This window comes from Roseovarius tolerans (genome assembly GCF_900109855.1).
Taxonomy (GTDB): Bacteria; Pseudomonadota; Alphaproteobacteria; order Rhodobacterales; family Rhodobacteraceae; genus Roseovarius; species Roseovarius tolerans.
The window spans coordinates 204,434-231,295 of record NZ_FOBO01000003.1 but is presented as its reverse complement, the minus strand read 5'-3'; the positions used below and the strand labels follow the sequence as shown (position 1 = coordinate 231,295).

Genomic DNA, 26,862 nt, shown 5'->3' with positions numbered 1-26,862 from the left:
TACGTCGTCGATGTGTGTGAATGTGCTCAGGCCACCATGGCTTCAGCCTTCTTGAGGTCCACCGAGACAAGCTGACTGACCCCCTGCTCGGCCATCGTCACCCCGAATAGCCGGTCCATCCGGCTCATCGTCACGGCGTGATGGGTGATGATCAGGAACCGCGTCTCGGTGCGGCGGCACATTTCATCCAGCAGGTCGCAGAAGCGTGTCACATTGGCGTCATCGAGCGGCGCGTCCACCTCGTCGAGCACGCAGATCGGCGCGGGATTGGCGAGGAAGACCGCAAAGATCAGCGCCAAGGCGGTCAAGGTCTGCTCGCCGCCTGACAGCAGGCTCAGCGTCGAGAGCTTCTTGCCTGGCGGCTGGCACATGATCTCCAACCCCGCCTCCAGCGGGTCGTCGCTCTCGACCAGTACGAGATTGGCCTCACCCCCGCCGAAAAGATGCCGGAACAGCAGCGTGAAGTTGGAATTGACCTGCTCGAAGGCGGTCAGCAGGCGCTCGCGCCCCTCGCGGTTGAGGCTGGCAATTCCGCCCCGCAGCGTCTTGATCGCCTCTTCCAGATCGGCCTTTTCCGTGACCAGCGTGTCGTGTTCTTCCTGCACCTCTTTGGCATCCTCTTCGGCGCGCAGGTTGACCGCACCAAGCGCATCGCGCTGCCGTTTCAGACGGTTCACATCCGCCTCGATGGCATCCGATCCCGGCATGGTGTCAGGATCGGCCCCAAGGCTTTCGAGAAGGGCATCGGGCGTGGTATCCATGGCCTCGCCAATCCGCTCGGCGGCCAGATCGCGGGTTTCGCGCGCGGCGTCGACGCGCGCCTCGGCGCGGGCTCGCGCCTCGCGGGCCTCCGATGCCTGCCGCTCGGCCTCGCGTTCATCGAGCCCCGCCTGCCGGGCCGCCCCCTCGGCGGTCGAGAGCGCATCGGCGGCCTCGGCCCGGCGCGCCTCGCTGCGGGAGATCTCTTCGCCCAGTTCCGCGCGTTTGGCGGCGAGGATCTCGGGCGTCGCACTCGCCTCGGCCAGTTCCGCCTCTGATGCATCCTTGCGCTCTGCCAATTCGGCGCTGCGCTTCTCGGCGGTCTCCAGCCGGTGCCGCCAACCGCTGATTTCCTTGGCAATCTCCTGGCTGCGGCGGGTTCGCCGCTCACCCTCGCGGCGCAATTCATCTGCCGCCGAACGCTTGGCCATCATCGTCATGCGCGCGGCCTCGACGGTCATCTTGATATCTTCGAGATCGGCGCGCGTTGCCTCCAGGTCGCCCAGGCCGGACAGCCCATTTTCGGCCTCTGCCAGCCCCGTGCGCGCCGCCATCGCCTCCTCTTCGTGGCGCGTCACCGCAAGGCCAGAGGATTCGAGCCGCGACCCGGCAAGATTGCTGTCTGCCTCGGCCCGGCTCAGCGCGCGATTGGCCTCGTTGACGGCGGCATCCGCCGACCGGCGCGCCTCGCGCGCGGCGCGGTCCTCCTCGGTGCAGTGCGCCAGTTGCTCGCGCAGCGCCTCATGCGCGCGCATAGCCCCGTCGGCGCGCGCGGTGGCATGCTCCAACTGCTGCTTCAGTTCTTCCAGCCGGTTCAGTTGCTGTAGCCGCAACGCGGCCGCCGAGGGCGCGTCCTCGGCCCAGGCTCGGAACCCATCCCACCGCCACAGATCGCCCTCTGTGCTGACCAGCCGCTGACCGGGTTTCAACAGCGGCTGCAAACGCGGCGCATCCTCGGCGTCGACCAAGCCGATCTGCGACATGCGGCGCGCCAGAACCTCGGGCACCGAGACGTGGTTGGTCAGCGCAGTGACCCCCTCGGGCAGAGGCTGCGGCGTCTGGTATCCGGGCAGGATGGTCCAGCCCGAGGGGCCATCGGCCCCGACCTCGGCCGCGCGCAGGTCGTCGGCAAGCGCCGCGCCAAGCGCCTTTTCGAAGCCTTGCTGCACTTGCAGACGGTCCATGATCTGACCACCCTCGGCGGTGTCGCGCTCGACCAGCTTCGCCAGCGCCGTGACCTCGGCTCGCAGGGCGTTCACCTCGCCCTCGGCCTCCGATCGCGCGGCGCGGGCCTCGGCCTCGCGGGTCTGCGCCTCGGCGCGGGCCTCGTCGGCGGTCACCAGCGCGGCCTCGGCGGCCTCAGCCGCCGCCACCGCCTCGGCTTCGGCCTTGGCCGCCGCCGCCTGATCGGTCTCGGCCTTGCGCAGCGCCTCGAGCGATCCGGCCTGTGTGGCGCGGGCGCGTTCGGCCTCAGTCTCGCTCTTCGCCAGCGTCTTGCGACAATCCTCGATCAGGCGCTGCGCCGATTGGTGCCGCGCCGAGAGCCGCGCCATGTCCTCGGTCATCTGGCTCAGATCGCTTTCACGCTCCTGCAAAACGCGGGCGGCATCGCGTGCCTCCTCCTGCGCGGCCTCCAGACGCCCATCATGCCCCTCGGCCCCCTTGGCCAGCTCCGCCGCCTCCCAGTCGAGGCGCTTGATCGTCTCGCCCGCATCGTGGTTGAGGCCGGTCTCGCGCTCGATATCACGGGCAAGCTGCGCGATGCGCCCCTCCAGCGTCTCGATCCGGTCGCGGGCATTGGCCTCCTGTTCCGACAGGGTGTCGCGCTGCACGGTCAGCCGTTGCAGGATTGCCCCCGCGATCGCCTCTTCCTCGCGCAAGGCAGGCAGAGCATCGTCGGCCTTGGTGCGCGCCTTGGCGGCCTCGCGCGCGGACGCTTCGGCGCGTGCCGCCGCCGTGGTGCGCTCGCGCAAGTCCTCCTCAGCCCGCGCGCGCGCCTGATCCGCCTCTTTCCAACGGCGGTAGAGCAACAACCCCTCGGCCAGCCGCAACTCCTCGCCAATCTGGCGATAGCGCGCCGCCTGTTTGGCCTGCCGCGCCAGTTGCGCCAATTGCGCGGCCAGCTGCTCGACCACATCATCGACGCGGGTCAGGTTGGTCTCCGCCGCGCGCAGCTTCAACTCCGCCTCGTGGCGGCGCTGATAGAGGCCGGAAATCCCCGCCGCCTCTTCCAGAATACGCCGCCGCGATTTCGGCTTGGCGTTGATCAGCTCCGAGATCTGCCCCTGCCGGACCAGCGCAGGCGAATGCGCGCCGGTCGAGGCATCGGCAAAGAGCATCTGCACGTCGCGGGCACGCACATCCTTGGTGTTGACCTTGTAGGCGCTGCCCACGTCGCGAGTGATCCGGCGCACGATTTCCAGATGATCGGCATCGTTGAACCCGGCAGGGGCGAGCCGGTCGGAATTGTCGAGATGGATCACCACCTCGGCGAAATTGCGGGCGGGTCGGGTCGCGGCCCCGGCAAAGATCACATCCTCCATTCCGCCGCCGCGCATCGCCGAGGGGCGGTTCTCGCCCATCACCCACCGCAGCGCCTCCAGCAGGTTCGACTTGCCACAGCCATTCGGCCCCACCACCCCGGTCAGGCCATCGGCGATGATCAGGTCGGTCGGGTCGACAAAGCTCTTGAAGCCGGTCAGTCGGAGTTTGGAGAACTGCACGCGCACCTCGGGTCTGGCGATTCCATCAAAGCAGAATGTGACCAGCCCGCCGCGATTCTGTCAACGACCAACCACAGGATATGGGGCGATCAGGTCACTTATCCACACGATATTGCGGGTTTTCGCTGAAATCGCGCCACTTGCACCGCGTCGCGGGCATGCTAACCTTGCCCGCGTTCCCCGCCGGAGAAACCCGAAATGCCCGCACTCGACACAGATACGCCCTACCGGATCATCCCCGCCGACCCAAAAGGGCCAGACGCGACCGCGCTACTCTCCGCAAGCCACGCGCTGATGCAATCGCTGTTCCCGCCCGAGGACAATTTCTTTCTCGACATAGACGCGCTCTGCGCGCCGGACATCCGGTTTTTCACGGCGATGGAAGGGACGACCTGCCTCGGCACCGGCGCGCTTGCCCTGCGCGACGGCTATGGCGAGGTGAAATCCATGTTCGTAGATGAGGCCGCGCGCGGTCGCGGGGTCGCCGACGCGATCCTGCGCCGCATTGAAGGCGAGGCCCGCAACCTTGGGCTTGCCGCGCTGAAATTGGAGACCGGCAATGTCCTGCACGCCGCGCACCGTCTCTATGCCCGGCACGGCTTCACTCCCGGCGGGCCCTTCGGCGATTACCCTAACTCGCCCTCGTCGATCTTCATGGAGAAAGCGCTTTAGGCTTTCTTGGGGGCCTGCGCCTTGGCCTTTAGACGCGCCACAAGTTCTTCCTTGGTGGGTCGCTTGCCGAACGGGTTCTTTTGCGACCCGGGCGCGTTATGCTCCTTGTGACGCGGGGCATTGCTGCCTTTCTTTGGCGCGCCTGCTGCCTTGTAATCCATGATTCTGGCCCTTTTGGCTCTGCAAACCCGACGGGGCTCGCGATGCGATTGTTCTGGCGACAAAACCGCGCGTTATCAAGCCGTATATCGCGGCGGCAAGCAAGGACAGGGATCATCGCATGGCTCATGCCGAACCCTGCCCCCGAAACGATAGACGAAGGCGTGCCACGCGCGCCGAAAACCCTTGCACACGCGCGCGTCTCTGCCAAAAGTCCCCCGCAAAGCAGCGTGACGCAGGAGAGAACGCATGGCCCTCGACCCCGAAGTCCACAAGGAAAAGATGAAGCGCATAAAGGCCGCTCGCGACAAGATCATGGCGACCAAGACCGAGGAAAAGGGCCTGATCATCGTCCATACCGGCAATGGTAAGGGCAAGAGCAGTTCCGGCTTCGGCATGATCCTGCGCTGCATTGGCAACGGCATGCAATGCGCCGTGGTGCAGTTCATCAAGGGCAGCATGCCAAGCGGTGAGCGCACGCTGCTGAAAGACCGGTTCAGCGATGTCTGCGCTTTCCACACCATGGGCGAGGGCTTTACCTGGGAGACGCAAGACCGCGAGCGCGACACCGAGATGGCGCAGGCCGCCTGGGAAAAGGCCAAGGATCTGATCCGCGACGAGGCCAACTCGATGGTGCTGCTGGACGAGATCAACATCGCCTTGCGCTACGACTATCTCGATCTCGACGACGTGCTGCTGTTTCTGGCGGAGGAAAAGCCGCCGATGACACATGTCGTGCTGACCGGGCGCAGCGCCAAACCCGAGTTGATCGACCTCGCAGACCTCGTCAGCGAGATGAAAGAGATCAAGCACCCGTTCCGCAGCCAGGGCGTCAAGGCGCAGCCGGGGGTCGAGTTCTGATCACGCCGCTTGCCGCAAAGAAAAATTGGTCATATCGTATAACCAATTTTCAAGGGGCGCGCGCATGCCATTTCAAAAGGTCACACCCGAGAAACTCTCTACCGCGGTGACACGGCAGATCGAGAAACTGATCCTGCGCGGCATCCTGCGCCCCGCCGAACGCCTGCCCGCCGAGCGGGAATTGGCCGACAAACTGGGCGTGTCGCGCCCGTCCCTGCGCGAGGCGATCGCCGAGTTGCAGGACAAGGGCCTGCTGACCACCCGCGCCGGGGCGGGTATCTACGTGGCCGATGTCCTCGGCAGTGCCTTTTCCGACGCGCTGATCCGGCTCTTCGCCGACCACGACGAGGCGGTGTTCGATTATATCGGCTTTCGCCGCGATCTCGAGGGGCTGGCCGCCTGCCGCGCCGCGCGCCTTGCCTCGGATACCGATCTGCAGGTGATCCAGACCATCATGGACAAGATGGAAGCCGCACACAAAAAGACCAACCCGGCGGATGAGGCGCGGCTCGATGCCGAGTTCCACATGGCGATCATCGAGGCCAGCCATAACGTGATCATGCTGCACATGATGCGCTCGATGTTCCAGCTGCTGCGCGAGGGCGTGTTCTACAATCGGCAGGTGATGTTCAAGCAACGCACCACGCGCGGGGCCCTGCTCGATCAGCACCGGGCGATCAATGTCGCGATCCAGGCCCGCGACCCCGACGCCGCCCGCGCCGCGATCAACGCCCATCTAAACTACGTGGAAAAGGCCCTCGCCGATCAGCAAAAGGCCGACCGCAACGAGGCCATCGCGCGGCAACGCTACGAGCACGAACAATCTCGCTGAAAAATCAGGCAGGCGCCCTGACCCGGGACAGATGTCTTTTGACAAATGCAAGCCCCGCTGTTCCCGGTTCCGAGGTTCATCTTGAGGGCCAACCGACAACACCTACTACATGTTGCCTCAGTACCGGGCGGCACGTTCAAAAACTCGTTGTAAACGAATACTTTAAAAGAAAAACCTCTTGTGCTATGGTTAAATTATAAAACACGTCAGCCGAAAAATCGGCGACACGAGGCAGTAAAAGAGCGGTTCTATGAAAACACGGGGCAGGCAGCCGATCCGTTGGGGATTGGTGGCGTTCGCGACCTTCTGGATGTTGGTGATCGTGCCGTTGAGCGCGGCAGCGGCACCCTACGCAGGTCTTGTAATGGATGCGCGAAACGGCAAGGTGCTTTATGCACGAAATGCCGATACGCGACTGCATCCGGCCTCTCTCACCAAGATGATGACGCTCTATGTCGTGTTCGAGGCGGTCGAGAACGGCGAGATCAGCCTTGATGACAAGGTGCGGATTTCCAAGTTCGCGGCCAGTGAACCGCCCAGCAAACTCGGTCTGCGCGCGGGCCAGACCATCGCCCTGCGCTACCTGATCCGCGCGGCGGCGGTCAAATCCGCCAATGACGCCGCCACCGCTCTCGCCGAGGCGATCGAGGGCTCCGAGGCACAGTTCGCCCGGCGCATGAACCGCACCGCCAAGGCGCTCGGCATGACCCGTACCACGTTCAAGAACGCCCATGGCCTGACCGAGAGCGGTCACTTGTCCACCGCGCGCGACATGACGATCCTCGGGCGGCACCTGTTCTACGACTATCCCGATTATTACAATCTCTTCTCACGCATCACGACCCATGCAGGAGTGCGCTCTGTCAGCCATACCAATCGCCGCCTGCTCCAGAGTTACAGCGGCGCTGACGGGATCAAGACCGGCTATACCCGCGCGGCGGGCTTCAACCTGACCGCCAGTGCCGAACGCGGCGGCGAACGGATCATCGCCACCGTCTTCGGCGGCAATTCGACCACCTCGCGTAACGCCAAGGTCGCGGAACTGCTCGACCTGGGCTTCAGCAAGGCCCCAAGTCGGGTTGCCCTCGCCCGTCCGGCCCGCCCGTCCTATCTGGGCAAGATGGGCAGCCAGCCGGTGATGATCGCCGCCGGTGGCGCACGCCCCGAGCTTGCCGGCAAGACCGTGCGCCTCGCCGCTGCCGCCGCCGTCCGCAAAAGCCTGCGCCCCCGACCCCGGCCCGGCGCAGAGACCACCCCGGTGCTCATCGCCGACAGCGGCGACATCGAACGCGCGCTGCTTGCGGCACAGGACAGCACCGTCGAGACAGGCACCCCTGACGAGACAGCCACGCAGACCGCACAGGGCAGCACCGCCATCGCCGAGGCGATCAATGCCGCCATCCGGCCGGAACCCCGCCCCAAGGACATCACGCTTGCCAGCGCCGAGGCCACGGACCCGGTGGCAGAGGTCGTGACCCGCGTCTCCACCTCCGGAGGGCGGCATTGGGGCGTGAATGTGGGCCGCTTCCCCAGCGAGTACAAGGCCCGTCAGGTGCTCTTGCAGACCGCGCTCAGCGAAATGGCCACACTCGACGGCAGCCTGCGCAAGGTCGTGAAACGGCCTACAGGGTTTGACGCGAATTTCATGGGCATGACCCGCGACAGCGCCGATCTTGCCTGCCGCCGGTTGCAGGCCAAGCAGGTCACCTGCTTTATGATCGGGCCAAGCTGACCGCAGCCGGATCGGGGGCCAGCCCCCAAACCCCCGGAGTATTTTCGGAAAGATGAAGAGCGGTCAGGGTTTGGGGTGGTCGTCCCAGTCATCCGACAGGATACGCCGCGCGTCGCCCTCGGGGTCGTCATACTGGTTGCTGCGCACCGTGTAGACAAAGGCCACGAGACCAACGCCCCCCAAGATCAGAGATATCGGGATCAGATAGGTGAGGATATTCATCGCTTACCTCAGTCGCAGGGCATTCAAGGATACCGTAATCGAACTGAGCGACATGGCCAAGGCCGCGATCAGCGGCGTCGCAAGCCCCGCCACCGCCAGCGGCACCGCAATGATGTTGTAGACCGTGGCGATCCGGAAATTCTCGCGAATGCGGCGGGTGGCGGATTTGGCTGTTTCGCACGCCGCGCCGATGGGCGAGAGGTCATTGCCCAGAAGCACGATATCCGACGCCACCCTCGCGGCATCGAGCGCCGTCGCGGGCGAGATCGAGACATGCGCAGCGGCCAATGCTGCGGTATCGTTGAGCCCGTCGCCCACCATCAGCACATGCGCGCCCTCGGCGCGCAGCGCCTCGACGCGCGCCGCCTTGTCCGCCGGAAGCGCCTCCGCCATCCAATGCGGGATGCCCAGACGCTGCGCCAGGGCCTCCACCGACGGGGTCGTGTCCCCTGACATCAGGATCACGCGCTTGCCCCCTTTGACCAGTGCCTGCACCGCATCCTCTGCGCCGGGGCGCAAGGCGTCTGTGAAGGTCAGCCCCAGCGGCGCCGCCGCGCCGATTTTCAGATAGGTCGCGGTTTGCGACAGGCCCTCGGCCCCGGTCCAGCTTGCACGGCCAAGCCGCACCTCCTCGCCTGCAATCAATCCCTTGGTGCCATAGCCCGGCACCTCGGTCACGTCGCGCACCTCCGCCGCCGCAAAGCCTGCATCACGCGCCGCCTTGGTGATCGCCTGCGCCAGCGGATGCGACGAGCCCTGCGCCAATGCGAGCGCCGTCTCCACCGCCGCTCGCGGCAGTTTATCGAGATTGGTCAGATGCGGCGTGCCGGTGGTCAGGGTGCCAGTCTTGTCGAACACCACCGTGTCGACCTGCGCCAATCGCTCCAGCGCAGTTTCATGCTTGATCAGCATCCCTCGCCGAAAGAGCCGCCCCGAGGCCGCCGTGGTCACAGCAGGCACTGCAAGGCCAAGCGCACAGGGGCAGGTGATGATGAGGACAGCGGCGGCGATGTTGAGCGCCGTGCGCATGTCCCATGTATAGAGATACCAACCGATGAAACTCAGCCCCGACAGGATATGCACCCCCGGCGCATAAAGCGTCGCCGCCTTGTCGGCGAGCGAAGTGTAGCGCGAGCGCCCCGATTCCGCGATGGCCACCAGATCGGCCATCCGGTGCAATGATGTCTCGGCTCCCACGGCAGAGGCGCGAATGGTCAGCGGGCCGGTCAGATTGACCTCGCCCGCGCTGACCGCCTGCCCCTCGCCCGCAAAGACCGGCAGCGTCTCACCCGTCAGCAGCGAGCGGTCGATCTCTGACGTGCCGCTGACGATCTCGCCATCAACCGGCATCCGCCCACCGGGCCGCACGAGGATCAGATCACCCACAGCCAGTTCCGCGACATTCACCACCTCTTCAACACCGCCCGTCACCCGCGTCGCACGCGGCACTTCCAGCGCAGTCAGTTCCTCCGCCGCCGAACGGGCAATCGCCCGCGTCCGGTGATCGAGATAACGCCCGGCCAGCAGAAAGAAGGTCAGCGCAAGTGCCGCGTCGAAATAGGCATGCTCGCCCGACAACATCGTCTCCCAAAGAGATGTGACGATGGCCAGCACGATGGCCAGGACGATTGGCACATCCATGTTGAGCCGCCCATTGCGCAGCGCGGCCCAGGCGTTACGAAAGAACGGCACGCCGGAAAAGGCAATCGCGGGCAGGGTGATCGCCGCCGAGATCCAGTGGAACATGTCGCGCGTCGCGTCCTCTGCCCCGGACCAGACTGAGACCGACAGCAGCATGACGTTCATGCTGGCAAAGCCGGCGACGGCCAGCCGCATCAACAGGTCGCGTCCCGCGCGATCGGTCGCGGTGGCATTCAGCGTGCCCGCATCGAGCTCATGTGCCTCGTATCCCAGCCCCTCGACAAGCGTGCGCATCTCCTCCGCCGTCACCTCGGGGGCGGCGTCGATGCTGGCGCGCTTGAGCGTCAGGTTGACCCGCGCCGAATTGACCTGCGGATGATCGTTCAGCGCCCGCTCGATCTTGGAAATGCAGGCCGAGCAATGGATCGTCGGCAGCGACAGGGCGATCTGCGCTTTGGGCAGGTCGCGCGCCGCCAATGCCTCTGCCGCCGGGGCGGCGGAGCAGGCCGGGCAGGCCGACGGCGTGGGGCGCATTGTGGCGGTCATAATTTAGTCCTTGTGCAGAACGACCCGCTGCTGAAAGAGCGTGCCAGCCTCGTCCCACGCCTTCATGCGAATGTTCCAGTTGCCATCGCCAAGCGCCACGGGGGCGACATAGGCGCTGCCGTCAAAGCGAAATTCGGGGGTCTGGTCATCAAAGACATGCGTGGCGCGGCCCACCGTTGCCTCCAGCCTTGAAACCTCGACGGGTTGCCCCGCCTCATCGGTGATCCCGAGAGTCAGCACGCCACCCTGATGATCCGCCGCGATGGTCCAGCCCAGACCCTCCTGTGCGGCCTTGCGGTCGTTGAACTCCTGGCTCGCGACATAGGAATTCTTGACCTCAAGCCCCGGAAAGGTGCGCACCGCCGAAAAGGCCAGCACCAGGTTGACCCCGATGATGATCGCGAAGGCCGACGCAAAGCCGATGAACACATGTTTGCCAGTGATCTGACGCTCGGTCATCAGTTGTCCTTTCCGTTGAATACCGTGTCCTTGTAGGCGCGTTCACCGTTCAGCGTATCCTCGATCCAGAGCCGCACATCGGTGCGCTCCTCCCGCGCCGCCTCAGCCCCCGGAGGCGCGATCAGGTAGACCCGTTGCAGACGCATCTCGTCGGCGGGCACGGTGATGGAACTGTAGGGCGTGCCTTCGAGTTGCAGCCGCACTGCCGGATCACCCGTCACCGCGAGGTTGAAGCGCCGCTCCTCATGGTGCTTGTTGCGCAGACGCACCTCATAGGTGTTGCGGATCGAGCCATCGGAGAGGGTGACGAAGGTCGGATTGCGCACCGGGGCCACGGTCATGTCGATATCAGAGCGGATGAAAAGCGCGACCACGAGACCAATCCCAACCAGCGACCACAACACAGTATAGAGCATCGTGCGCGGCCGGAACACATGTTTCCAGATCGGCTTGGGCGCGCCGCCCGCACGTTCGGATTGCTCATCGGTAAAGGCCATGTAGTCGATCAACCCGCGCGGCTTGCCGATCTTTTCCATGATGTCGTCGCAGGCGTCGATACAGAGCGCACAGGTGATGCATTCCAGCTGTTGCCCGTCGCGGATGTCGATCCCCACCGGGCAGACATTGACGCAGGCCATGCAGTCGATGCAATCGCCCTGCTCCGCCCCGTCCCTGACCTCTTCGGAGTTCTTGCGCGGCTCGCCCCGCCATTCGCGATAGCCGACGGTGAGCGTGTCCTCATCCATCATCGCGGCCTGAATACGCGGCCAGGGGCAGGCATAGATGCAGATCTGTTCGCGCGCGAAACCGCCAAAGAAGAACGTGGTGCCGGTCAGAACGGCAATCGTCGTATAGGCGATGGGATGCGCATCAAGCGTGAAGAGGTCGACCAGCAATGTAGGCGCATCGGTAAAGTAGAACACCCATGCGCCCCCGGTGGCCACCGCGATCAAAGCCCAAGTGACCCACTTGGTCAGCCGCAGCCGCACCTTGCGGACATCCAGCTTCTTTTGCCGGTGCAGCCGCAGCCGCGCGTTGCGGTCGCCCTCGATCCAGCGTTCCACGAGGATGAAGAGATCGGTCCACACGGTCTGCGGACAGGCATAGCCGCACCAGACCCGGCCCAGGGCCGAGGTGAACAGAAAAAGCCCCAGACCGGCCATCACCAGCAGACCGGCCACAAAATAGAATTCATGCGGCCAGATCTCGATCCAGAAGAAGAAGAACCGCCGCTCCGCCAGATCGAGCAGCACCGCCTGATCCGGCAGGCTCGGCCCCCGGTCCCAACGAATCCACGGGGTGACATAGTAAATGCCCAGGGTGACAAGCATGATCACCCATTTCAGGTTGCGAAACGGTCCGTAGACCTTCTTGGGAAAGACCGGCTCGCGCGCGGCATAGAGGGATTGGGGGGCGTCTGGCTGGGAATCGGCCACGGAGGTACTCCGATATCTTGCATCTGTTGATCGTCTTTTGGCAGGGCGCGAGGTCAAGAGCTTTGACCTGCATCAAATTCTGACTCCTGAATCGATCTATTCACATGAGACCGTCTGACGCGCCTGCCGTCGCAGCCATGTGACAAAGGCCTTGGCGGGCGGACGCAGCACGCCGGGGCGGGTGACAATATGGTATCCGCTGTCTTCGCTCTCCTCGAACAACAGCCGCAATCGCCCTGCCGCGATATCCTGACGCACCCATTCGCGCACAGTGACAGCCACCCCCTGTCCGTTGCGTAACCCGTCGAGCAGCAGGTTCCCCGGCACCTGCACAAGCCCCGCCGCACGCTCCTTGACCACGCCGCGACGGCGCAGCCAATCGCTCGCCTCGTTGGTACCGAATTCCTGCAACCAGGGCAGATCGGCCAGATCGGCGGGGCAGTCGATTCGCTTGCCCTCGACCAGCGAGGGCGCGGCGACCGCCACGATGGGCGAGCGGAACAACAAGTCCGCCTCCAGCCCCGGCCAGTGCCCGGTGCCATAGCGCAGGGCAATGTCGATACCGCCCGGCTCCAGCGTGACCATCCGGGGCGTCGGGTCGATCATCAGGTCGATCTGCGGATGCGCCTGCCGGAACTCGCTCAGGCAGGGCATCAGCCAATGCGCAGCGAAACTGGGCGTCGTCGAGATTTGCAGCGGGCGGTCGGCATCGGCCCCTATCAGCGTCTCGACCGCCCGAGCAATCGCACCAAAGCCAAGCGACAGCGCACCCGCCAGATCGCGCCCCTCGGCGGTCAGGCGCAACTGCCGCCCCGTCCGGTCTACCAGCGCCACGCCCAGATGCGCCTCAAGCTGCTTGACCTGTTGGCTCACGGCGGCGTGGCTGACGTTCAGCCGCGCGCCCGCCGCCGCCGTACCGCCGGTCTCAGCCAGCGCCGCAAAGGCGCGCAGCGCCGTCAAAGGGGGAAGGGTCTGCCAGTCCATGATGTTAGCCTAGCTTACAATTTGGAAATTTTCCAGAGTCGCGTGAAACGACGTCTTATCCCATATTGAGCGTAGCACAACAGCACAGGAAAGGATCACATAATGCTAGGAATTTTCGCGAATACTTTCAGGACCGCCACCCGCCTCAACGTCGGCCCCGAAACCCGCCACCGCCATCAGGGGCGCGCCCACTGGCCCCCGGCAGAGCGTTTCGACGCCCGCAGCGGCGCTGAGTTGGAGGCGCATCTTACCGCGCGCCGCCGCGACTGAACCAAAACGACAAAGCCCCCGCGAAGGGGGCCAGCTTGACAAATCGTCCAATCCGCAGATGTAATCGGTACCGGTCCTTCCAGGAAACGCGCGAACAGGACGGAAAGACCGGTACCATCCCCCGGGCCTTGCGGCCCGGGGTATTCTTTTGGGGTTACTCGCCCCCGCCCAATTGGTGGACATAGAGCGCGACGGCGCGGATCTCGGCCTCGCTCAGATCGGCCCCGCCCATCGGTGGCATCACGCCATAGCGCGAATTGACGACGGTGTATTTGACGGTGTCGTAATCCCCACCATAGAGCCAAATCGCATCCGAAAGGTTAGGCGCCCCCTGATAGATATCGCCCTGCGCCTGCTCGCCGTGACAGGCGGCGCAGTTATCCATAAACACCGTCTCGCCTGCCGCCACGAGGCTGGCATCCTGCGGCTCACCCGAGAGCGACATCACGTAATTGACGACCTCTTCGATCTGCGCGGGCTCCAGAAGGTCGCCAAACGCCGGCATCTCGGAATAGCGCGCATCGGCATCTTCCTCGTTCCGGATACCGTGCGCCACGGTGTAGTGGATATCCTCGATCGTCCCACCCCAGAGCCAGGCGTCGTCCTGCAGGTTGGGATAGCCCTTCGCCCCGGCCGCACCCGATCCGTGGCACTGCGCGCACCAGGTCTTGTAGACCGCCGCCCCGGCAGAGGTCGCATAGCCCTGCAACTCGGCATCGTCCGCGATCGCGGTCAGTTCGGCTGAGGCCAGCCGCGCGTTGATCTCGGCGTTGGCGGCCTCGGCCTCGGCAATCTCCTCGGCCACGTTGGCGCGGGTCGACCAGCCCTTGTAGCCCGCCGTCGCCTCATTGATCAGCGGCCACGCGGGATAGGCGACGACATACCAAAGCGCCCAGACGATGCAGGCATAGAAGGTCCACAGCCACCAGCGCGGCAAGGGGTTGTTGTATTCCTGGATACCGTCCCACTCGTGGCCGGTGGTATCCGGTTCCTGTTTCTTGGTTGGTTTCTTGGCCATGTCTTACGCCTCCTTGGCGTCGGCATCCCGTGAGGGTGCCGGTTTGTCTTCGTGCCGGAAGGGGATGTTCGACGGGTTCTCGTAGGTCTTGCTGGCGCCGGGCCGAAAGACCCAGATCACCACCCCGATGAAGAACGCGAAGAGCACCAGCAACATCCAGCTATCGGCGAATTGGCGCAGCAGGGAATAGGTTTCCATGATCTGTCCTCCTTACCGGTTTGCCACGGGCGTGAAGGTCGAGAAATCAACCAGCGTGCCCAGCATCTGCAGATAGGCGATCAGCGCATCCGCCTCGGAGATCCCCGGCTGCCCGTCGAAATTGCGCACCTGCGCATTGGGATAGCGGGCGAGCAGACCGTCGGTGTCGCCGAACGGATCGACCTGCACGTTGAAATCGGCCTTGGCGTTCTCGATCATCTCCTCGGTATAGGGCACGCCAACCAGACGATGTGTCCCCAGCAGATCCTCGATATGCTCAGGCTCGATCATGCGGTTCTCGAGGAAACCGTATTTCGGCATCACCGATTCCGGCACCACTGATTGCGGATCGCGCAGGTGATCGACATGCCACTCATCCGAGTAACGACCCCCTACACGGGCCAGATCCGGCCCTGTGCGCTTGGAGCCCCACTGGAACGGATGGTCGTATTTCGACTCCGCGGCCAGCGAGTAATGCCCGTAACGCTCCACCTCATCACGCATTGGGCGGATCATCTGGCTATGGCAGACGTAACAGCCCTCGCGCACGTAGATATCGCGTCCGGTCAGTTCCAGCGGAGAGTAGGGGCGCATGCCCTCTACATCCTCGATGGTGTTTTCGAGCCAGAACAGCGGGGCGATCTGCACGATCCCCCCGATGGTGACCACAAGGAAGGCAAAGATCGCCAGAAGCGTGACGTTCTTTTCCAGGATTGCGTGTTTGTCCAGAATTGCCATCTCTCCGGCCCTCCTTATTCAGCCGGGACTGCGCTGTTCGTGGCTTCGACAGCCGGCGAACGCTTCACAGTCATCCAGAGGTTGTAGCACATGATGAGCGCGCCGCTTAAGAACAGCACCCCGCCCAGGCCACGCACGATATACATCGGCAGTTTCGCGGCCACGGTATCGGCGAAGGAGTTCACGAGGAAGCCGTTGGCATCCACTTCGCGCCACATCAGGCCCTCCATGATCCCCGTCACCCACATGGCGGCGGCGTAGAGAATGATCCCGATGGTCGCCAGCCAGAAGTGCCAGCTCACCAAGCTCAGGCTATAGAGCCGCTCGCGGTTCCACAGCTTGGGCACAAGGAAGTAGAGCGCGCCGAAGGTGATCATCCCATTCCAGCCAAGCGCACCCGAGTGCACGTGCCCGATGGTCCAATCGGTGTAATGCGACAGCGAGTTCACCGCGCGAATCGACATCATCGGTCCCTCGAAGGTGGACATGCCGTAGAACCCGATGGAGATCACCATCATCCGGATGATCGGATCGGTGCGCAGCTTGTCCCATGCGCCGCTCAGCGTCATCAGACCGTTGATCATCCCGCCCCAGGACGGCATCCAAAGTACGATCGAGAACACCATGCCGAGGGTCGAGGCCCAGTCCGGCAGAGCGGTGTAATGCAGGTGGTGCGGACCGGCCCAGATATAGATGAAGATCAGCGCCCAGAAGTGGATGATCGACAGCTTGTAGCTGTAAACCGGACGTTCGGCCTGTTTCGGCACGAAGTAGTACATCATGCCCAGAAACCCGGCGGTGAGGAAGAAGCCCACGGCGTTGTGCCCGTACCACCACTGCGTCATCGCGTCCTGCACGCCCGAGAAGACCTGCACCGACTTGGAGCCGAAGACCGAGACCGGGATGCTGAGGTTATTGACCACGTGCAGCATCGCCACGGTGATGATGAACGACAGGTAAAACCAGTTGGCCACGTAGATATGCGGCTCCTTGCGCTTGACGATGGTACCAAGGAACACGGCAAGATAGGCCAGCCAGACCACCGTCAGCCACAGGTCTACATACCACTCGGGCTCCGCGTATTCCTTGGACTGCGTGGCGCCCAGCAGATAGCCCGTGGCGGCCAGCACGATCACCAGCTGATAGCCCCAGAAGACGAACCATGCGAGGTTCCCGCCCCACAGCCGCGCGGCGCTCGTGCGCTGCACCACGTAGAACGAAGTCGCGATCAGCGCGTTGCCGCCAAAGGCAAAAATCACCGCACTTGTATGCAAGGGCCGCAACCGCCCGAAATTCGCATATCCCTGCGCCCAGTCGAAATTGAGCTGCGGAAAGGCAAGCTGAAAGGCAATGAACGTGCCCGCGAGAAAGCCCACGACACCCCATAGGGCCGTGGCGACGACCCCGGCGCGCACGACACCGTCCATGTATTCGCCCGACAGGTCGATATTGGCCTTCGGTTCATCGGTGTGGCGCAGCGTCCACAAAAACAGCCCACCAGCCACCAGCGCCACAGTCAGCGCATTGACCAGATAGGCCAGATCGCGCGCGTAATTGGCCGCGATCAACGCGAATAGCGTGATCAGACCAAGCACGATCAGCTTGATATAGTTCGTCATGTTGCGTCCCTTCGTCTCTTTCCGCACGAGTCGCTGACCCGCACGGGCGCGTTTAGACTGTGCCCGTAATGATAGGATCAGAGTCAACTATCCTTGATCTGTGTCAAAACCCGGTCACTCATCTCTTGATCCGCGTCAAGGCACCAACTTATATCCGTGCATATGCTGCATTCAAACGCAACACGGTCAAAGGAATGCGACATGACCTATAACAGCCTGTTCACAGTATTGACCGACGAGTCGCTTGTTGACGAAACCCTCGACCATGCCATGGCCGCCGCCACCGAGCATGAGGCCCATCTCGACGTGCTCTGCCTCGGCGTGGACCGCAGCCAGTCCGGCTATTACTACGCCGGGGCCAGCGCCATCGTCCTGCAGGAAACCATCGCCCGCGCCCAGGAAGAGGCCGAGGCGATCGAGGCCAGGGCCCGCAAGGTTCTCGGCGGCTCCGCCCTGCGCTGGAGCGTCGAGGCCGGCGTCAGCCAACTCGCCGATCTGGGACGCCATGTCGCGGCCCGCGCGCGGTTCTCCGACATGGTCATTTTGCCGCAACCCTACGCCGAGGGGCGCGGGGCCGAGCTTGAGCCGTTGACCGAATCGGCCCTTTTCGAAGGCCGCACCCCGGTGCTCGTGGCCCCCAAGGACGGCACGCCCGTGCCGCGCCCGGCGCGCATCATGCTGGGCTGGAACGAAAGCAGCGAGGCGCTTGGTGCCGTCCGGGCCGCCCTGCCTCTGCTGAAGCGCGCAGATGTGGTGCACGTGGTGGTCATCGACCCGCCCAGCCACGGCCCCAATCGCTCCGATCCCGGCGGGCTTCTGTCGCAATACCTCGCGCGCCACGGCGTCAAGGTCGAGATCGACGTGCTCTCCAAGACCCTGCCGCGCGTCTCGGATGTGCTCCTGCGACACGCGGGCGACATGGATGCCGACATGGTGGTCATGGGGGCCTACGGCCACTCCCGCTTCCGCGAGGCGATCTTCGGCGGCGCGACGCGCTACATGCTGGAACAGGCCAACCTGCCGGTATTCATGGCGCACTAGAGGATCACGAGCATCAGTCGGGACGGCAAATCCGGCCCCGGCTGACCGGCACGGCGCCCCCAGTGACATGAATTTCGACCAGCGCACCGTCCAGCGCTACGATTCGAAGGCCAATCGCCGAGGCGCGCCCCATCTCCACCCCCTGATGCAGGGTCAGTCGGGTTTCGCCCTCTTGCAACACACCGGCAGCGCGCAGTTGGGCGGCCATGATGGCAGCAGCGGAGCCGGTCGCCGGATCCTCGGGGATTCCGGCGGTGGGCGAAAACATGCGAGCGCGGAAATCGGCACCCTGGCCCGGTGGCAGAGGCGCATAGAGATAGATGCTGTCGGCTGCTGCAATATCCATTGCGCGGGTCCACGCAGGTTCGCTGGGGCGCGCCTTGGCCAAGGCTTCAAGATCGCGCACGGGCACATAGAGGTAGCTTGGACCGCCCTGCCACAGGCCCGGCCTGTGCGCGCCGGTTCCAATCGTTTCCGGGTCGAGCCCCACCGCAGCGGCCAAAATCCCGACGTCGGGCAGGGCCCCGTGCTCGGGCGGGTGGGGCAGAACCGGGGCACGAAACTCTGCCTGCAGCGTTTCGCCATGTCGCGAGACCCGGACAGGCACGAGGCCGGCGACTTCCTCAAGCATGATCGCAGTCTCGAAATCCGTCTCCGGTGCCGATTTCAGCGCGAGGTGAATGGCACAGCCTATAGTCGGGTGCCCGGCAAACGGTATCTCAGCTGTCGGAAAGAAGATGCGCACTTTTGCGTCATGCGCAGGATCGTCGGGTCGTTGGACAAAAATCGTCTCCGACAGGTTGAACTCGCGTGCGATGGTCTGCATCTGCGCCGTGCTCAAACGGTCGGCCTGTTCAACAATTGCCAGCGGGTTGCCGGAAAAGCGCCGTGCGCTGAAAACGTCGTAGGTGGCGAAGGGCAGCGTGTCAAGCAAGCATCCCGCCATCGCTGTCATCGCCCGCTTCGTCCAGCAGCCGGTTGAAATCAGCGATCGTCACGCGGCGCTTGCCTTCAAGCCCGATCACCCCGTCCTTCTTGAGCGCCGAGACCTGACGGCTGACGGTTTCCAGCGTCAACCCGAGGTAGTCGGCCATCGCCTCACGCGTCAGCGGCAGATCGACCGTCAAAGGCCCCCGCATACCCGCCATGTTCAGCGCCGCATCGCGCCGCGCGATGATCGCGATAAGCGAGGCGATCTTTTCCCGTGCGGTCTTGCGCCCCAGCACCAGCATCCACTCGCGCGCCGCATCCAGTTCATCCAGCGTCATTTCCAGTAGGCGCTGCGCGATATGCGGCGTGCGCACCATCATCTCTTCAAAGGGCTTCTTGCGAAAACAGCACATCACGATATTGGTTGTCGCCACAACGTCATAGGCCGCGCTGTCGCGACCCGGGCGACCCACGAAATCACTCGGCAACAGCAGGCCAACCATCTGCGTGCGACCATCCTCCATGGTCTGGGTCAGCGACGCGATGCCGGTGACGACCGAGCCCACGAAATCCATCGGATCGCCGGACCAGATCAACGTCTGTCCGGCCTCGAAGCTGCGGTAATACTTGATCTGATCAAGCAGCTCCAACTCGTCCGATTCACACCGCGCGCAGACCGCGCGGTGGCGGATCGGACAATCCGCACATTCATGCGGCGCAGTGGGGGCGGATTCTTTCAGCATTCAGGGGTCACTTTTTTCGTATTTTGATCTGGGTCAAGGCTTCAACCCAGGGTCACGCTTAATTCTAGGCACATGGATACGCAAACTCAACTAGGCAAACTGGGTCTTTTTGACGCCAAAGTGCCACGCTACACCAGCTACCCAACCGCGCCCCACTTCAACCGCGTTGTGGAATCCGGCCATTTTAGCAGTTGGATCAAGGCCATACCAGAGGGCGCAGAGATATCTCTCTACGTACATGTGCCGTTCTGCCGACGGCTGTGCTGGTTCTGCGCCTGCCGCACCCAGGGCACCCAGAGCGACAAACCGGTGCAGGCCTATCTCGAAACCCTAAAAACCGAGATCGCCATGCTTGGCGCGCATCTACCCAGGAACGTGCGCCTGTCGCGGCTGCATTGGGGCGGCGGCACGCCCACGCTCCTGTCACCCGGCATGATGGGCGAGTTGGCCGGAGCTATTCGCGATATCGCCCCCTTCACCGACACCACCGAGTTCTCGGTCGAGATCGACCCCAATGAGATCGACGGTGCGCGTCTCGACGCGCTTGCCGCGGCGGGCATGAACCGTGCCTCGATCGGTGTGCAGGATTTCGACGAGGAGATCCAGAAAAGCATCGGCCGCCTGCAAGGCTATGACATCACCCGTTGGGCCGCCGAGGAAATCCGCGCGCGTGGCGTGGCCAGCCTGAATGCCGATATCCTCTATGGCCTGCCGCACCAGACCAAGGCGCGGATCACCGAGAGTGTGCAGAAACTCCTGTCGCTCAACCCGGATCGGGTCGCGCTCTATGGTTATGCCCATGTGCCCTGGATGGCCAAGCGCCAGCAGATGATCCCCTCGGATGCCCTGCCCACGCCGCAGGAACGGCTCGCCCTCTTTGAAACGGCCCGTCGGCTGTTTCTCTGGGATGGCTATGACGAGATCGGCATCGACCATTTCGCGACCAAGGATGACGGTCTGAGCGTGGCACAAAAGGCCGGACGCTTGCGCCGCAATTTCCAGGGCTATACCGACGACACCTCCGAGGTTCTGATCGGGCTCGGGGCCTCTTCAATCTCGCGCTTTCCGCAAGGCTACGCGCAGAACGCCCCTGCCACGGGGGCCCATACCGGGGCCATCCGCGAAGGGCGTTTCTCGACCGCGCGGGGGCACGTGTTCTCGGACGAGGACAGGCTGCGGTCGCGGCTGATCGAACAGTTGATGTGCGAATTCCGCATCGACGCCGCCGAGATCACCCACGAATTCGACATCTCAAACGCGGCGCTGCACGACATGCTCTCGAAGGTGGCGCGCGCCTATGCCGGACACTTGAAGCTTGATGACAGCGGTCTTTTCATCCCGCAAGAGGCCCGCCCCCTGACCCGCATGATCGCCCGGCAATTCGACACCTATGAGATGAACCAACAAGGTCACAGTTCGGCAATCTAGCCGGCCTCGGCCTCGGCCTTACCCTCCATCGACGCGGCCAGCAGCGTGCGCGCGTACTCGGTCCGTGGCGCGGTAAAGATCGACTCGGCCTCACCCGCCTCCACCACATCGCCATCCTTCATCACCAGCACCCGGTGACTCATGGCGCGTACCACGTGCAGGTCATGAGAGATAAAGAGATAGGCCAGTCCGTATTTCACCTGCAAATCGCGCAACAGGTCGACGATCTGCACCTGCACCGTCATGTCCAAGGCACTTGTCGGCTCGTCCAGCACCACCAGCTTGGGCCGCAGGATCATGGCGCGGGCGATCGCGATGCGCTGCCGCTGCCCGCCGGAAAACTCATGCGGATACCGGTCCATCGTGGCGGGGTTGAGACCCACCTCCTCCATCACCTCGGCGACCAGGTCGCGCTGCGGCCGTCCGCCCGGATTGCCATGCACACCCAGCCCCTCGGCGATGATCTGCGCGGCGGTCATGCGCGGGCTAAGGCTGCCGAACGGATCCTGAAAAACGATCTGCATCTGCGACCGGCGCTTGCGCAGGTCTCGCGTGGACCAGCCGTGCACATCCTCACCAACAAAGCTGATCTGCCCCTGCGACGCAATCAGCCGCATGATGGCAAGCGCCAGCGTCGTCTTGCCCGAGCCGCTCTCGCCCACGACGCCAAGCGTCTCGCCCGCCCGCACCTTGAGCGTCGCCGAGTTCACGGCCTTCACATGGCCGACGGTGCGTTTGAGAAACCCCTTCTGAATGGGGAACCACACGCGCAAATCCTGCGTCTCCGCCACCACCTCGGCCCCTTCGGGCACCGGCGCGGGCTTGCCCACTGCCTGCGCCCCCAGCAGTTTGCGCGTATAGTCATGTTTCGGCGCGGCAAAGACCTCCTCCACCGTCCCCGCCTCGACGATCTCGCCATCCTTCATCACGCAGACCTTGTCGGCGATGCGCCGCACGATCCCCAGATCATGGGTGATGAAGAGCAGCCCCATGCCCTCGTCGCGCTTGAGATTGGCCAGCAACTCCAGAATCTGCGCCTGAATGGTCACGTCAAGCGCCGTGGTCGGCTCATCCGCGATCAGGATGTCGGGCTTGTTCGCCAGTGCCATGGCGATCATCACCCGCTGCCGCTGCCCGCCCGAAAGCTGATGCGGATAGGCCCCCAGACGGCTTGCCGCGCCGCGGATGCCGACCCGCTCCAGCAACTCCACGATCCGTGCCTGCGCGGCATCGCCGGTCAGTGCCTGATGCAACTCCAGGCTTTCGCGCAGCTGCTTTTCCAACGTGTGGAGCGGGTTGAGCGAGGTCATCGGCTCCTGAAAGATAAAGCTGATATCGTTGCCGCGCACCTGCCGCAAGCGCTTGTCATCGGCGCCGATCATCTCTTGCCCCGCATAGGTGACGCTGCCCGCCACCTCCGCGGAGGCCCCCAACAGCGACACGGTCGAGAGCGCGGTGACCGATTTGCCCGAGCCAGACTCGCCCACCAGCGCCACCGTCTCGCCCCGGTCGACGCTGAACGACACGCCCTTGACCGCCGGGATCAATTGCCCGTCCTGCCGGAAACTCACCCGCAGATCACTGACCGTCAGCACACTCATTCAAACGTCTTTCTGGGATCGAACGCATCGCGCACGCCCTCGAAGATGAACACCAGCAGCGACAGCATGATGGCAAAGGCAAAAAACGCAGTGAAGGCAAGCCACGGTGCCTGCAGGTTCTGCTTGGCCTGTAGCGTCAACTCCCCCAGCGAGGGCGAAGAGGACGGCAATCCGAAGCCGAGGAAATCCAGCCCCGCCAACAGCGAGATCGTCCCGGTGATCACAAACGGCAGCATGGTGAGCGTCGCCACCATCGCATTGGGAAGCATGTGGCGGAACATGATGGTAATGTTGCTGACGCCAAGCGCCTTGGCCGCCCGCACGTATTCGAGGTTGCGCGCACGCAGGAACTCGGCCCGCACCACGCCCACCAATGCCATCCAGCCAAACAGCACGGTGATCACCACCAACAGCCAGAAACTTCGCGGCAGGATCGCGAAGAGAATGATGATCACGTATAGCTGCGGGGTCGAGGCCCAGATCTCGATGATCCGCTGAAAGATCAGGTCTGTCCGCCCGCCGAAATAGCCCTGCACCGCGCCTGCGAAAACCCCGATCACCGACGACAGCAGCGTCACGATCAACGTGAACATCACCGACAGACGAAACCCGTAGATCACACGCGCCAGCACGTCGCGCTTGGTGTCATCGGTGCCCAGCCAGTTCTGCTCATTGGGCGGCAGGGGGGCAGCACCGGGCCGGTCAACGGTGGTGTCATAGCTATATGGGATCGGCGGCCAGATCGCCCAGCCTGCCATGATCTCCTCGCCCTCGACCACCCCGTCCTCGGCATCCGCGATCACGCCTTCGGGGTCGTCGAAACAGATATCGAGCCCACCGGAGGCGATCAGGCATTGCACCTCGGGGTCACGATAAATCGCCTCGGTCTGGAAATCGCCACCAAAGGCCGTCTCCGGGTAGAACCGGAAAATCGGCGCGTAGAAATCGCCGCGATACTGCACGAGGATCGGCTTGTCATTTGCCACGAACTCGGCAAAGAGCGTGACGGTGAAGATCACCGAAAACAGGATCAGCGACCAGAACGCCCGCCCGTTGCGCCGGAAATTGCGCCACCGGCGTTGATTGAGAGGGGACAGGCGGATCACGCGCTCAGCCCTCCCGCTTCTCGAAATCAATTCGCGGATCGACCAGTACATACATCAGATCCGACAGGATACCGACCACGAGGCCAATGAGACCGAACAGGAAGAGCGTGCCGAACATCACCGGGTAATCTCGGCCAACGGCAGCCTCGAACCCGAGCCGCCCCAGACCGTCGAGGCTGAAAATCGTCTCGATCAGGACAGAGCCGCCGAAGAACACCCCGATGAACACCGCCGGAAAGCCCGCGATCACGATCAGCATGGCGTTGCGGAAGACATGGCCGTAGAGCACCCGCCCCTCGCCCAGCCCCTTGGCCCGCGCGGTCATCACGTAATGCTTCTTGATCTCGTCTAGAAAGCTGTTCTTGGTCAGCAGCGTCAGCGTGGCAAAGGCCGAGATGGTCGAGGCGATGACCGGCAGGGCGATGTGCCAGAGGTAATCGCCGATTTTACCAAACAGGCTCAACTGCTCGAAATTGTCCGAGGTGAGGCCGCGCAGCGGGAAGATCTGAAAGTAACTCCCCCCCGCGAAGAGAACCAGCAGCATGATGGCAAAGAGAAACGCCGGGATCGCATAGGCCACGATGATCAGCCCGCTGGTCCAAGTATCGAACTTCGATCCGTCCTGCACCGCCTTGCGAATGCCGAGCGGGATCGAGACCAGATAGGCAATCACCGTGGACCACAGGCCAAGCGTGATCGAGACAGGCATTTTCTCCAGCACCAGATCCAGCACGTCGATCTTGCGGAAATAGCTCTCGCCGAAATCGAAGCGCATATAGTTCCACATCATGTTGACGAACCGCTCCAGCGGCGGCTTGTCGAGGCCGAATTGTTCCTCTAGTTCCGCGATCAGTTCCGGCGGCAGCCCGCGCGCGCCGACATATTGCTCATTACCGCCCGCAGCCCCCACCATATCCTGCCCGGTGTCGGAACCCGAGCCCGAGAAACTCTCGAACACATTGCCCTGCCCCTGCATGTTGGCGATCATCTGCTCGACCGGGCCACCCGGCACGAATTGCACCAGCGCAAAGTTGATGACCATGATGCCAAAGAGCGTTGGCACGATCAGCAACAGCCGCCGCAGGATATAGGCCCCCATCTCAGTGGATCTCCTGGATCAAAGTGCGCCCGCGTCTTTCAGCGCCTGCGCCTTTTCGGCGTCATACCACCAGAAATCGAGCACGCCGGTGGCATAGGCAGGCAGCGGTTCGGGATAGTCATACATGTCCCAATAGGCGACCCAGCTTTTGTCGAGATACCAGGTCGGGATCATGAAGAACTCATGCCGCAGCGCCCGGTCCAAAGCTGTCAGCGCGACGTCTTGCTCTTCCTTGCTGCCCGACTCGAGTGCACGGTCGATGATCGCATCGACCATCGGGCTCGCCAGCCCCGCCGGGTTGAACAGGCTGAACGCGGCTTCCTGACTGCCATAGCGCTGATGCAGGCCGGTGCCCGCCTCGAGAAACGCCACGTAGCTGTCAAAGATCAGATCGTAATCGCGATCCCGCTCGCGGGCGGTGTATTGCGCGGCGTCGATCTTGTCGAAGCGTGCGTCGATGCCCATCAGTTGCAGGTTCGACACGAAACTTTCGACCACCGCCGACATGGTGGCCGAACCAGACGCCGAAATCGGGATCTCGATGCTCAGCAACTCGCCATCCGCATTGCGCCGCTTGCCATCGTCACCCACGGCCCAGCCCGCCTCGTCCAGCAGTTTCATCGCACGCCGCAGGTTGCGCCGGTCATTCAGCCGGTCGCCATTGGACTCGTGCGCCATCACGGCAGGCTCGGTCAGCATCTCCGGCGGCGCCAGATCGCCAAGTGATTTCAGCAGCTCAAGCTCCGCACCGTCCGGCACGCCCTCGGCCTGCAAGGGCGTGTCCTGTACAAAGGAATGGCGCTGTTTGAACAGGCCATATTGCAGCGATTGGTTGGTCCACTCGAAATTGAAGCCGAGCGCAATCGCGCGGCGCACCCGCTTGTCCTGCAACACCTCTCGCCCGAGGTTGAAGACAAAGCCCGACGGTGTCGGCGGCAAGCCGTCGGGCAGTTCCTCTTTCACCACATGGCCCTGATTGGCCGCAGGAAAGTCATATCCCGTCGCCCAAGTCTTGGAATTGCCCTCAGGGCGGAACGTGTAGATCCCCGCCTTGAACGCCTCAAAGGCGGCATTGTCATCGGCGAAATACTCGATCCGGATACGGTCGAAATTATGCCGCCCCTTGTTGATCGGCAGATGCCAGCCCCAGTAATCGGGGTTGCGCTCATAGACGATATTGCGGTTCACCTCGGAGCTTTTGACCTGATAGGGGCCAGAGCCCGGTGCCGCCTCAAGCCGGGGCTCATCGAGCCGCGCGCCGGTTTCCTCATACCATTTGCGCGGAAAGACCGGCGTTCCACCGACCTGATCAATCAATGAGCGGCGCGAGATGCCCTCGGCAAAGGTGAACTTCACCCGGTGATCATCCAGCGCCTCGGCGCTCAGCACCCGGCGCTTGACCGCTTCAGCATAAGAGCGCAGCCCCTGCTCCAGAAAGAGGTTGTGCGAGAACACGACATCCTGCGCGGTGACCGGCGTGCCGTCGGCAAAGCGCGCCTCGGGGCGCATGTGGAAGATCACCCAGGTCTTGCCCTCGTCATATTCGAGGCGTTCCGCCAACAGCCCGTAGCTTTCGTTATAGCGGTCCCCAGGCAGCGGCTCTCCAGTGGCCTCGGACCCGCCCAAGAGGCTCTCATAAACCATCCACGACAGCCGCCCGGCGCGCCCCTTGCGCGAATAGGGGTTCATCGAATCGAACGTGCCGGGGGCATAGAGCGAGATTTCACCGCCCTTGGGCGCGTCCGGGTTCACGTAGTCGAAATGCTCGTAATCGGCGGGATATTTCAGATCGCCGAAGAACGAATAGCCATGCGAGGTGATGACCTTTTCATGCTCATCCGCCATGGCCACTTGCGCCATCAGCGCCGCGATACACAGTCCCGTGAACAGGACCACCCCGCGCCAGATCGCGAAAATGTCGAAACTCGGGGCCTTGGCCGGGGCTTGCTGTCCGGTCATGTCATCCTCCTGCTGTCGCACCTATTTTCTATCTGGCGCTTGATCCTTTGCAGGCAAGCTAAGGAGGGGGGGCAGCTTGTTCAAGC

The 26,862-nt window shown here is 63.5% G+C and carries 24 protein-coding genes; 7 read left to right on the top strand and 17 right to left on the bottom strand.

Features of this window, described 5'->3' with window-relative positions; translation table 11 throughout:
* Positions 1–26: 26 nt before the first annotated feature.
* On the bottom strand, positions 27–3,482 hold the full coding sequence (gene smc, locus BMX04_RS04240) for a chromosome segregation protein SMC (protein WP_074785216.1): 3,456 nt from the start codon (positions 3,480–3,482) through the stop codon (positions 27–29).
* A gap of 198 nt (positions 3,483–3,680) precedes the next feature.
* Between smc and BMX04_RS04235 the strand changes: the two genes are divergently transcribed.
* Positions 3,681–4,154, top strand: coding sequence for a GNAT family N-acetyltransferase (locus tag BMX04_RS04235; protein ID WP_074785147.1), 474 nt, complete (start codon positions 3,681–3,683; stop codon positions 4,152–4,154).
* Here the strand turns inward: BMX04_RS04235 and BMX04_RS19340 are convergent.
* Positions 4,151–4,315 carry a hypothetical protein gene (locus BMX04_RS19340; protein WP_050661391.1) on the bottom strand — a complete coding sequence of 55 codons (165 nt, stop codon included), beginning with the start codon at positions 4,313–4,315 and terminating at the stop codon, positions 4,151–4,153. The two genes, BMX04_RS04235 and BMX04_RS19340, sit on opposite strands and share 4 nt — an antisense overlap.
* Before the next feature lie 247 nt (positions 4,316–4,562).
* Between BMX04_RS19340 and cobO the strand changes: the two genes are divergently transcribed.
* The 3 genes from cobO (at position 4,563) to BMX04_RS04220 (ending at position 7,738) form a co-directional block, all read left to right on the top strand.
* A complete protein-coding gene (cobO, locus tag BMX04_RS04230; protein ID WP_074785146.1) occupies positions 4,563–5,174 on the top strand; it encodes a cob(I)yrinic acid a,c-diamide adenosyltransferase in 612 nt (203 codons plus the stop codon).
* 64 nt (positions 5,175–5,238) lie between these two features.
* Positions 5,239–6,006, top strand: a complete 768-nt coding sequence (locus BMX04_RS04225; RefSeq protein WP_074785145.1) for an FCD domain-containing protein — start codon at positions 5,239–5,241, stop codon at positions 6,004–6,006.
* A gap of 250 nt (positions 6,007–6,256) precedes the next feature.
* A complete protein-coding gene (locus BMX04_RS04220) occupies positions 6,257–7,738 on the top strand; it encodes a D-alanyl-D-alanine carboxypeptidase family protein (protein ID WP_074785144.1) in 1,482 nt (493 codons plus the stop codon).
* A 63-nt stretch (positions 7,739–7,801) separates the two neighbouring features.
* Here the strand turns inward: BMX04_RS04220 and ccoS are convergent, their stop codons facing one another.
* From ccoS to BMX04_RS04195, 5 genes are all read right to left on the bottom strand, one after another.
* Positions 7,802–7,960 (bottom strand): cbb3-type cytochrome oxidase assembly protein CcoS, encoded by a 159-nt coding sequence (ccoS, locus tag BMX04_RS04215; RefSeq protein WP_037241323.1) that lies wholly within the window; start codon positions 7,958–7,960, stop codon positions 7,802–7,804.
* A 3-nt stretch (positions 7,961–7,963) separates the two neighbouring features.
* On the bottom strand, positions 7,964–10,147 hold the full coding sequence (locus BMX04_RS04210; RefSeq protein WP_074785143.1) for a heavy metal translocating P-type ATPase: 2,184 nt from the start codon (positions 10,145–10,147) through the stop codon (positions 7,964–7,966).
* Positions 10,148–10,150: 3 nt separating this feature from the next.
* Positions 10,151–10,606: a FixH family protein gene (locus tag BMX04_RS04205; RefSeq protein ID WP_175477322.1), complete on the bottom strand. Its 456-nt coding sequence runs from the start codon at positions 10,604–10,606 to the stop codon at positions 10,151–10,153.
* A complete protein-coding gene (gene ccoG / locus BMX04_RS04200; protein ID WP_050661385.1) occupies positions 10,606–12,042 on the bottom strand; it encodes a cytochrome c oxidase accessory protein CcoG in 1,437 nt (478 codons plus the stop codon). Before ccoG ends, BMX04_RS04205 begins: the two co-directional genes overlap by 1 nt.
* Before the next feature lie 96 nt (positions 12,043–12,138).
* Entirely contained in the window at positions 12,139–13,026 is an 888-nt protein-coding gene (locus BMX04_RS04195) for a LysR family transcriptional regulator (RefSeq protein ID WP_074785142.1), read from the bottom strand.
* A gap of 102 nt (positions 13,027–13,128) precedes the next feature.
* Here BMX04_RS04195 and BMX04_RS19335 point away from each other — a divergent pair, with 102 nt between their 5' ends.
* Positions 13,129–13,296 carry a hypothetical protein gene (locus BMX04_RS19335; RefSeq protein WP_160316345.1) on the top strand — a complete coding sequence of 56 codons (168 nt, stop codon included), beginning with the start codon at positions 13,129–13,131 and terminating at the stop codon, positions 13,294–13,296.
* 154 nt (positions 13,297–13,450) lie between these two features.
* Here the strand turns inward: BMX04_RS19335 and ccoP are convergent, their stop codons facing one another.
* The 4 genes from ccoP to ccoN are packed head-to-tail and all read right to left on the bottom strand — an operon-like array spanning position 13,451 to position 16,869.
* Complete coding sequence (gene ccoP / locus BMX04_RS04190) at positions 13,451–14,314, bottom strand: cytochrome-c oxidase, cbb3-type subunit III (protein WP_050661383.1); 864 nt, start codon at positions 14,312–14,314, stop codon at positions 13,451–13,453.
* 3 nt (positions 14,315–14,317) lie between these two features.
* Positions 14,318–14,512 carry a CcoQ/FixQ family Cbb3-type cytochrome c oxidase assembly chaperone gene (locus tag BMX04_RS04185; protein ID WP_050661382.1) on the bottom strand — a complete coding sequence of 65 codons (195 nt, stop codon included), beginning with the start codon at positions 14,510–14,512 and terminating at the stop codon, positions 14,318–14,320.
* A 12-nt stretch (positions 14,513–14,524) separates the two neighbouring features.
* Complete coding sequence (gene ccoO / locus BMX04_RS04180; RefSeq protein WP_074785141.1) at positions 14,525–15,250, bottom strand: cytochrome-c oxidase, cbb3-type subunit II; 726 nt, start codon at positions 15,248–15,250, stop codon at positions 14,525–14,527.
* A 14-nt stretch (positions 15,251–15,264) separates the two neighbouring features.
* On the bottom strand, positions 15,265–16,869 hold the full coding sequence (gene ccoN, locus BMX04_RS04175) for a cytochrome-c oxidase, cbb3-type subunit I (RefSeq protein ID WP_050661380.1): 1,605 nt from the start codon (positions 16,867–16,869) through the stop codon (positions 15,265–15,267).
* Between the two features lie 201 nt (positions 16,870–17,070).
* On the opposite strand from ccoN, the gene BMX04_RS04170 reads away from it, so the two are divergent.
* On the top strand, positions 17,071–17,910 hold the full coding sequence (locus BMX04_RS04170) for a universal stress protein (protein ID WP_074785140.1): 840 nt from the start codon (positions 17,071–17,073) through the stop codon (positions 17,908–17,910).
* Between the two features lie 13 nt (positions 17,911–17,923).
* Here the strand turns inward: BMX04_RS04170 and BMX04_RS04165 are convergent, their stop codons facing one another.
* A complete protein-coding gene (locus BMX04_RS04165; protein WP_244888470.1) occupies positions 17,924–18,844 on the bottom strand; it encodes a PhzF family phenazine biosynthesis protein in 921 nt (306 codons plus the stop codon).
* On the bottom strand, positions 18,837–19,583 hold the full coding sequence (fnrL, locus tag BMX04_RS04160; protein ID WP_074785138.1) for a transcriptional regulator FnrL: 747 nt from the start codon (positions 19,581–19,583) through the stop codon (positions 18,837–18,839). The genes BMX04_RS04165 and fnrL overlap by 8 nt, the downstream gene beginning before the upstream one ends.
* 72 nt (positions 19,584–19,655) lie before the next feature.
* On the opposite strand from fnrL, the gene hemN reads away from it, so the two are divergent.
* On the top strand, positions 19,656–21,011 hold the full coding sequence (hemN, locus tag BMX04_RS04155) for an oxygen-independent coproporphyrinogen III oxidase (RefSeq protein ID WP_074785137.1): 1,356 nt from the start codon (positions 19,656–19,658) through the stop codon (positions 21,009–21,011).
* Here hemN and BMX04_RS04150 read toward each other — a convergent pair.
* The 4 genes from BMX04_RS04150 to BMX04_RS04135 are packed head-to-tail and all read right to left on the bottom strand — an operon-like array spanning position 21,008 to position 26,677.
* Positions 21,008–22,612 carry an ABC transporter ATP-binding protein gene (locus tag BMX04_RS04150; RefSeq protein WP_074785136.1) on the bottom strand — a complete coding sequence of 535 codons (1,605 nt, stop codon included), beginning with the start codon at positions 22,610–22,612 and terminating at the stop codon, positions 21,008–21,010. The genes hemN and BMX04_RS04150 overlap by 4 nt on opposite strands.
* Entirely contained in the window at positions 22,609–23,715 is a 1,107-nt protein-coding gene (locus BMX04_RS04145) for an ABC transporter permease (RefSeq protein ID WP_175477325.1), read from the bottom strand. The genes BMX04_RS04150 and BMX04_RS04145 overlap by 4 nt, the downstream gene beginning before the upstream one ends.
* 7 nt (positions 23,716–23,722) lie before the next feature.
* Complete coding sequence (locus tag BMX04_RS04140; protein WP_074785134.1) at positions 23,723–24,817, bottom strand: microcin C ABC transporter permease YejB; 1,095 nt, start codon at positions 24,815–24,817, stop codon at positions 23,723–23,725.
* Between the two features lie 18 nt (positions 24,818–24,835).
* Positions 24,836–26,677: an extracellular solute-binding protein gene (locus BMX04_RS04135; RefSeq protein ID WP_244888475.1), complete on the bottom strand. Its 1,842-nt coding sequence runs from the start codon at positions 26,675–26,677 to the stop codon at positions 24,836–24,838.
* Positions 26,678–26,862 lie beyond the last annotated feature (185 nt).

Bases quoted from the DNA above. Each gene is read 5' to 3' on its own strand.
- ccoN (WP_050661380.1), bottom strand. From the start codon at position 16,869: ATGACGAACTATATCAAGCTGATCGTGCTTGGTCTGATCACGCTATTC.
- ccoO (WP_074785141.1), bottom strand. From the start codon at position 15,250: ATGGCAATTCTGGACAAACACGCAATCCTGGAAAAGAACGTCACGCTT.
- cobO (WP_074785146.1), top strand. From the start codon at position 4,563: ATGGCCCTCGACCCCGAAGTCCACAAGGAAAAGATGAAGCGCATAAAG.
- ccoP (WP_050661383.1), bottom strand. From the start codon at position 14,314: ATGGCCAAGAAACCAACCAAGAAACAGGAACCGGATACCACCGGCCAC.
- BMX04_RS19340 (WP_050661391.1), bottom strand. From the start codon at position 4,315: ATGGATTACAAGGCAGCAGGCGCGCCAAAGAAAGGCAGCAATGCCCCG.
- hemN (WP_074785137.1), top strand. From the start codon at position 19,656: ATGGATACGCAAACTCAACTAGGCAAACTGGGTCTTTTTGACGCCAAA.
- BMX04_RS04135 (WP_244888475.1), bottom strand. From the start codon at position 26,677: ATGGCGCAAGTGGCCATGGCGGATGAGCATGAAAAGGTCATCACCTCG.
- fnrL (WP_074785138.1), bottom strand. From the start codon at position 19,583: ATGCTGAAAGAATCCGCCCCCACTGCGCCGCATGAATGTGCGGATTGT.
- BMX04_RS04205 (WP_175477322.1), bottom strand. From the start codon at position 10,606: ATGACCGAGCGTCAGATCACTGGCAAACATGTGTTCATCGGCTTTGCG.
- ccoS (WP_037241323.1), bottom strand. From the start codon at position 7,960: ATGAATATCCTCACCTATCTGATCCCGATATCTCTGATCTTGGGGGGC.
- BMX04_RS04195 (WP_074785142.1), bottom strand. From the start codon at position 13,026: ATGGACTGGCAGACCCTTCCCCCTTTGACGGCGCTGCGCGCCTTTGCG.
- BMX04_RS04210 (WP_074785143.1), bottom strand. From the start codon at position 10,147: ATGACCGCCACAATGCGCCCCACGCCGTCGGCCTGCCCGGCCTGCTCC.
- BMX04_RS04140 (WP_074785134.1), bottom strand. From the start codon at position 24,817: ATGGGGGCCTATATCCTGCGGCGGCTGTTGCTGATCGTGCCAACGCTC.
- BMX04_RS04170 (WP_074785140.1), top strand. From the start codon at position 17,071: ATGACCTATAACAGCCTGTTCACAGTATTGACCGACGAGTCGCTTGTT.
- BMX04_RS04220 (WP_074785144.1), top strand. From the start codon at position 6,257: ATGAAAACACGGGGCAGGCAGCCGATCCGTTGGGGATTGGTGGCGTTC.
- BMX04_RS04235 (WP_074785147.1), top strand. From the start codon at position 3,681: ATGCCCGCACTCGACACAGATACGCCCTACCGGATCATCCCCGCCGAC.
- BMX04_RS04150 (WP_074785136.1), bottom strand. From the start codon at position 22,612: ATGAGTGTGCTGACGGTCAGTGATCTGCGGGTGAGTTTCCGGCAGGAC.
- BMX04_RS04185 (WP_050661382.1), bottom strand. From the start codon at position 14,512: ATGGAAACCTATTCCCTGCTGCGCCAATTCGCCGATAGCTGGATGTTG.
- BMX04_RS19335 (WP_160316345.1), top strand. From the start codon at position 13,129: ATGCTAGGAATTTTCGCGAATACTTTCAGGACCGCCACCCGCCTCAAC.
- BMX04_RS04225 (WP_074785145.1), top strand. From the start codon at position 5,239: ATGCCATTTCAAAAGGTCACACCCGAGAAACTCTCTACCGCGGTGACA.